Below are 6,123 nucleotides of genomic sequence, written 5' to 3'. Positions count from 1 at the left end.
TATAAAACCAGAATGTTTCAAAAAAAGCTTGCGTTTTATAAGGTAAGGAGTTAGAATACTCTGTAAATATAAAAAGTGATGATCAGGAAAAGTACATGGTGCAAAGGTCTACAGAGAGCAGCCAGTTGCTGGGAAGGTTGCGATACCGCATGATGGAAAGACACCTGTGAGTGTTGCTTTGAACGTGATTATTAGTAAAAGCAAACGGTACCTACCGTTATCAGGGCTAAGATGGTCAGTATGACAATTTGGGTGGTACCGCGGAAAAAATCCGTCCCTATTTATAGGGGCGGATTTTTGTATTCTTTGAAAGGGGGTGAGTGACCGTGGATGATGACGATGACAACAATAACGTAAATAAATATAAAATTACTGGAGGGAAAAATAATGGATTCAATAATGAAGCGTTCACTCACAAAAAAATGTACAAAGCAAAGTGGAAAGGTTGTATTACTTCAAGGATGGGTAAAAAAGATTCGACATCTTGGAAATGTTAGTTTTTTATTATTACGAGACAGAACAGGAGTAATTCAATGTGTATTAGAAAATGAATTGGCTGGATATAAAGTTGATGTAGAAAGTGTCGTCCACGTAATTGGTGAAATAGTCGAGACATCGAAAACAGAATTGGGTGTTGAAGTACTTGCTCATGAAGTGAAAGTAATAAACGGTGCAGAGCCACTTCCATTTGAAATAAATAAAAAGAAGTTACAAGTTGGCTTAGATCAACTACTTAATGAGCGAGTAATATCATTAAGGCATGAGCGAACCGCAGCAATTTTTAAAGTGAAATCTACACTCGTTCAAAGCTTTAGTGAATTTCTTATAGAGAACGATTTCACACGAATATTTACGCCGAAAATTGTTTCGCAAGGGGCAGAAGGAGGAGCAAATGTTTTTAAGCTTCCATACTTCCAAAAAGAAGCTTATTTAGCACAATCACCACAGTTCTATAAGCAAATGATGGTGGCAGGTGGGTTAGAACGAGTTTTTGAAATTGCACCTGTATATAGAGCGGAACATCATAATTCTTCCCGTCATTTGAATGAATATATATCGTTAGACGTAGAGCTTGGTTTTATTCATGATTTTTATGAAGTGATGCAACTAGAAACGGATGTTTTACGATATATGTTTCAACAAGTAGCGAAAAAATGTGAAATAGAACTACAACTATTACAAATAGAAGTACCTGTTATTACTGAAATACCTAAAATTACATTGTTAGAAGCACAAGAAATTTTGAAAAGTAAGTATCGTAAAGAATCTCCTGTAGGGGATTTAGATACAGAAGGTGAAAAGTTACTAGGGAAATATGTGAAGGAAATATATAATAGTGAATTTGTTTTTATTACGCATTATCCGAAAAAAGCGAGACCGATGTATACGATGCCGAATAAAGAGAATCCAGCTATTACTGATTCATTCGATTTATTATATAAAGGATTAGAAATAACGTCAGGGGCACAGCGAATTCATAATTATGAAATGTTACTCGCTTCGTTTAAAGAAAAAGGATTACACCCAGATAAATTTCAATCTTATTTAAATACATTTCGATATGGTTGTCCACCACATGGAGGTTTCGGAATTGGGTTAGAAAGGGTTGTATATAAACTTTTAGAATTAACAAATGTACGAGAGGCGAGTGCTTTTCCGAGAGATTGTACTCGTCTCATACCGTAAAAAGAATCTTCGCGATTATCGCGAAGATTCTTTTTTTATAGTTCGTTTAAAAAGGTGAAAATATAGACTCTTTCTTTTTCTAATAAGCTTAGTAAAAGTCAGTTGAAATATGAACCATTTCGACAAAAAAATCAATATACCCTTGACAGTTACAAATATAACAGATATACTTCATATTAATTTCAAAAGAAAATATATTCTAAATATTAAAATGTGTTGAATAGGAGTAGTAAGGTCATGTATTTGTACAGAGAGCTATGGGTTGGTGTGACATAGTCAAATGACATCCTGAACTCGCCTAGGAGCAGTAAGGTGGAACGGAATTACATTCTTAGTAAATCTTAACGGTTAACCTTCGATATTAGGTTTGTAATCAAACGATTACTACTAAGGTGGATTCATAATGGAATCAATAAGGGTGGTACCGCGTTAAGTAAATGGCTTAGCGTCTCTTTATATAGAGATGCTAGGCCATTTTTTTATTATATGGAAGAAGAAATGGAGGGTTTATTTGAATAGGTTTATAAAATTTATTTATTTATATAAAAAGATTTAATTAGGAGGAAAATGAGATGAAACAGACGGAGCAATGGACTTCGAAATTAGGTTTTATAATGGCGGCAGCCGGATCAGCAATTGGACTTGGTGCGATATGGAAGTTCCCTTATATCGCTGGGAAGAGTGGGGGAGGAGCGTTCTTTTTAATATTTATATTATTTACTGTTTTAATTGGACTACCGCTACTTATAGCTGAATTTATGATTGGACGCAGTACGCAGAAACAAGCAGTTGGAGCATTTAAAAGCATCGCACCAAATACAGGATGGCATTGGATTGGACGCCTTGGTGTTGGAACTTGTTTTATACTACTTTCGTTTTATAGTGTTGTAGGTGGATGGGTATTAATTTATTTATTCAGAGGAATAACTGGACAACTGATTACTCCAGGACAAAATTACGGTACATTATTTACTGAAACAATTGGGAATCCTGCTTGGGCTATTATGGGACATTTCGCTTTTATGTTCATTACGATATGGGTTGTATCAAAGGGTGTACAAAACGGAATTGAAAAAGCAAGTAAATATATGTTGCCAGCATTGTTCGTTTTATTTGTCGCTCTTATTATTCGTTCGTTAACACTTGATGATGCAATGAAAGGTGTGAAGTTTTTCTTACAACCAGATTTCTCAAAGATTACTTCGGAAAGTATTTTGTTCGCAATGGGGCAATCATTCTTTGCAATTAGTATCGGGATTTCAATTATGGTTACGTATAGTTCCTATTTAAATAAAAAAGAAAGTTTACCAAAATCAGCAATAACAATTGTTGGATTAAATTTATTTGTTTCATTATTTGCAGGTCTTGCTATTTTTCCAGCCGTATTTTCATTAGGAATGGAGCCAACAGAAGGACCTGGATTACTATTTATCGTATTACCATCTGTATTTAGTCAAATCCCATTCGGTGGATTTTTCTTAACAGTATTTCTTGCACTATTTACATTTGCGACATTAACATCAGCATTTTCTCTACTAGAAACTGTTGTTTCAGCATTAGCAAATGGTGAACAAGAAAAGAGAACGAAATTATCATGGCTGATCGGTTTCGGCATTTTCTTGGTAGGTATACCATCAGCGTTATCATTTGGAGTATGGAGTGATATTACGATTTTCGGAAAGAATATTTTTGATGCAGTAGACTTCTTATCTAGTAATATATTAATGCCACTTGGAGCACTATTTATTAGTATTTTCGTTTCATTCAAAATGGAGAAGAAGGTACTAGAAGCAGAGTTTTTTGTAGGTGGAAATTATGGAAAGAAAGTATTTACTTATTGGGCATTTTTACTTCGATTTGTAGCACCACTTGCAATAATTATAGTCTTCTTAAATGTAATAGGGATTATTTAACATTAAATGTTATAATACTCAGTAAAAAAAGGGGTGATGATCATAAAGAAAAATTTGATAGAAGCAGGGAAATATATGAATATTAGAGGGAAAACGCTATACGTTGAAACACATGGAAATCCTAAAAATAAGCCAGTCTTATACTTGCATGGTGGACCAGGAGAAAGTTGTTATGATTTTTCATTTCATCAATCGGAACGTTTAAAAGATTCTCTATATGTAATTATGATAGATCAAAGAGGTGTTTGTCGCTCAGAAGAAATTACTGAAGACGAAGCTTTTGGATTAAATGATTTGATTGAAGACTGTGAGGAATTAAAAAAAGTATTACAAATTGAGAAGTGGTCTATAATTGGACACTCTTTCGGTGGATATGTAGCATTGCTTTATGCGTCGATATATCCAAGTTCAATAGAGAAAATAATATTTGAAGGACCAACTTTTGATTTTGCATTAACAAGTAGGGCTTTGTTACAAAAGACAGGGCATTTATTAAAAAAGTATGGAAAAGAAGAAGTAGCAGAAGAGTGCTTTGCTTATTCATCTAGCGAGGCTAGTTCAGAAGAGTTATTAGAAGCTTATATAAGATTAAGCGCTGAATTAGAAGAAAAAAGAATGGAGATTTACAATAATAAGGAAGATAGGACAGATGAGAGTTTATACAGTGATGAAGAGTGGGAAATATTTTCAAATCGCTCCAAAATTCACTTTGATAGATTAAAATTAGAGGGAGCATGTCATACATCATTATTATCAAAAATAAAAGATGTACAAAATCTAATGTTATTAATAGTAGGAAAACATGATGTAGTAACGTGTGAAGAACAAATTAAAACATTTAATAAAGATGCCCGAAACGGCAAGTATATCGTATTTGAAGAGAGCGGTCATTCACCTCATTATGAGGAAGCAGATAGATTTGCAGAAACAGTCATACATTTTTTGAAATGAAGAAAAGGGTGCTTCTATAAATGAGAGGCACCCTTTCTAAATTTCTGGATATGTGATTGTGATGTTAGGCCACTTACTTTGCCAATTCTTTTTTATAACTCTGTTTTTGTACATATGTAATCGTTCTTTCGATTCAAGAAAATGAGCTGTTGGTTTCACTTGTAAGGAAAGGACATCTTCAATACCCCATGGGGCTGTTAAGATAACGTTGTTTAGTTCATCAAGTGTAACTCCTAAAGCCGTTGCTGTTTCAGGGAATTTAGAAATAGCATTAACAGAAGAAGAATATGGTGGCATATTATTCACTACATGCATACGAGCTTGATTTTTTACAGACCAAGGGATAGTAGCATCAATATTCATTAATTTCGTTTCTAATGATTGTTCGTATATCTCATCTTGATGTAGACTATCATAATAAATCACATCAACATCAGGCATAGCCGTTTTCGCTTCATAGTCATGTAAAGTATCCCAAATTTTAGAACGAACAAATCCGGCACAAATCCACCAATCAGGTAGCTCTAGTGATTTTGCCATTTGTAATACATTCATCATCCATTCGTCGTTTTCTATTAAGCGAATTATATCTTTCTCTGTTTTGATCTTCATTGATAAATTCACCTTTCTAGTAAATTAATGCATCAGTTCAATAATCCATAAAATCCAGTAAGCACCTGGTACAAATAGCAGTTGTGCTAATAATGTGCCGAGAAGTCTAGAAATCATTAGCCAACCATACATTTTACTCATAGATTCAGCACCGCTTTCTGATTGTAGAGCACGTTCTGTTAAAAGAGCAATGCGTGGATCGAGTAATACAGTTAATAAAATAGTGGCGAAACCATTTACAAGGCCAGAAGCTGTACTTGCATTTGTTGCATAATCTGGATTTAAAAAAGAAGCGTAAAGGGCTGAAAGTACCCCTGCTGTATAAATAGCAGTAGCAAACATGTTAATAAGCATAATACGCTTTGGAATACCACCGATACGCAGTCTATGAATCATTTCTAACTTTGGAAAACGGACATATTTTTTTGTGTACTTTAATTTTTGAATGTTATTCGTTTTCATCATTCGAATGAAAGAACCGTCTGTTTCAAAGTTTTGAATGACATATCCAAATAATTTTGTCAAAGTTGGATAAAGAATGATCGCGATTAATGTACCGATAGAAGCCGATAATAGTACGAGTCGTATAATATGCTCTAAATTAATAGAAGAATCTAGTTTTGCTTCATCGACAATACCACCGATTAAAAAGGCTTGTAGTAAGTTTGATGTTCTTGAAATAAGTAACACCATTCCTACAACAGACAAGGCAACCGCAATCTTTTTTAAACGTACTCCAGCTAATCGAATACTATAAGAGCTTGTTTCAACTGCGTGGATCACAATTGTGAAAGCCATTATAAAAATTAACGTAATTGACATTTGTTTCACCAGTTTCTATTAAAATAATTGTAACTTTTTTACTGTATCATATCTATCGTATTTTGTAACTGAAAGTATGTGACATATGGAAATTGATTTTTCGAAAAAATAGATAATAATAGTATAATAGGGAGAAGTG

General features: G+C 33.8%; 5 protein-coding genes and 2 other annotated features. Of the genes, 3 read left to right on the top strand and 2 right to left on the bottom strand.

The window, feature by feature from the left end:
• Positions 1–69 precede the first annotated feature (69 nt).
• Positions 70–282: a binding site (T-box leader), on the top strand.
• A gap of 105 nt (positions 283–387) precedes the next feature.
• The 3 genes from aspS to ACQGS6_RS21405 all read left to right on the top strand — a co-directional run bounded on the left by aspS (position 388) and on the right by ACQGS6_RS21405 (position 4,550).
• Entirely contained in the window at positions 388–1,686 is a 1,299-nt protein-coding gene (gene aspS, locus ACQGS6_RS21415) for an aspartate--tRNA(Asn) ligase (protein ID WP_025966776.1), read from the top strand.
• A 207-nt stretch (positions 1,687–1,893) separates the two neighbouring features.
• Positions 1,894–2,142: a binding site (T-box leader), on the top strand.
• Between the two features lie 116 nt (positions 2,143–2,258).
• The gene (locus ACQGS6_RS21410) at positions 2,259–3,599 is read left to right on the top strand and encodes a sodium-dependent transporter (protein WP_000814538.1); all 1,341 of its coding nucleotides are present in this window, start codon (positions 2,259–2,261) and stop codon (positions 3,597–3,599) included.
• Positions 3,600–3,674: 75 nt separating this feature from the next.
• A complete protein-coding gene (locus ACQGS6_RS21405; protein ID WP_426965555.1) occupies positions 3,675–4,550 on the top strand; it encodes an alpha/beta fold hydrolase in 876 nt (291 codons plus the stop codon).
• A gap of 36 nt (positions 4,551–4,586) precedes the next feature.
• Here the strand turns inward: ACQGS6_RS21405 and ACQGS6_RS21400 are convergent, their stop codons facing one another.
• Together ACQGS6_RS21400 and ACQGS6_RS21395 are read right to left on the bottom strand one after the other, a co-directional pair.
• Positions 4,587–5,162 carry a nucleotidyltransferase family protein gene (locus ACQGS6_RS21400; RefSeq protein ID WP_000695359.1) on the bottom strand — a complete coding sequence of 192 codons (576 nt, stop codon included), beginning with the start codon at positions 5,160–5,162 and terminating at the stop codon, positions 4,587–4,589.
• Between the two features lie 24 nt (positions 5,163–5,186).
• A complete protein-coding gene (locus ACQGS6_RS21395) occupies positions 5,187–5,984 on the bottom strand; it encodes a lipid II flippase Amj family protein (RefSeq protein ID WP_000028915.1) in 798 nt (265 codons plus the stop codon).
• Positions 5,985–6,123: the final 139 nt, after the last annotated feature.

This window comes from Bacillus sp. GMs2/2 (assembly GCF_050172095.1).
Classification (GTDB): domain Bacteria; phylum Bacillota; class Bacilli; order Bacillales; family Bacillaceae_G; genus Bacillus_A; species Bacillus_A cereus.
This window is presented reverse-complemented; position numbering and strand designations above follow the sequence as displayed.

Bases quoted from the DNA above. Each gene is read 5' to 3' on its own strand.
- aspS (WP_025966776.1), top strand. From the start codon at position 388: ATGGATTCAATAATGAAGCGTTCACTCACAAAAAAATGTACAAAGCAA.
- ACQGS6_RS21410 (WP_000814538.1), top strand. From the start codon at position 2,259: ATGAAACAGACGGAGCAATGGACTTCGAAATTAGGTTTTATAATGGCG.
- ACQGS6_RS21405 (WP_426965555.1), top strand. From the start codon at position 3,675: ATGAATATTAGAGGGAAAACGCTATACGTTGAAACACATGGAAATCCT.
- ACQGS6_RS21400 (WP_000695359.1), bottom strand. From the start codon at position 5,162: ATGAAGATCAAAACAGAGAAAGATATAATTCGCTTAATAGAAAACGAC.
- ACQGS6_RS21395 (WP_000028915.1), bottom strand. From the start codon at position 5,984: ATGTCAATTACGTTAATTTTTATAATGGCTTTCACAATTGTGATCCAC.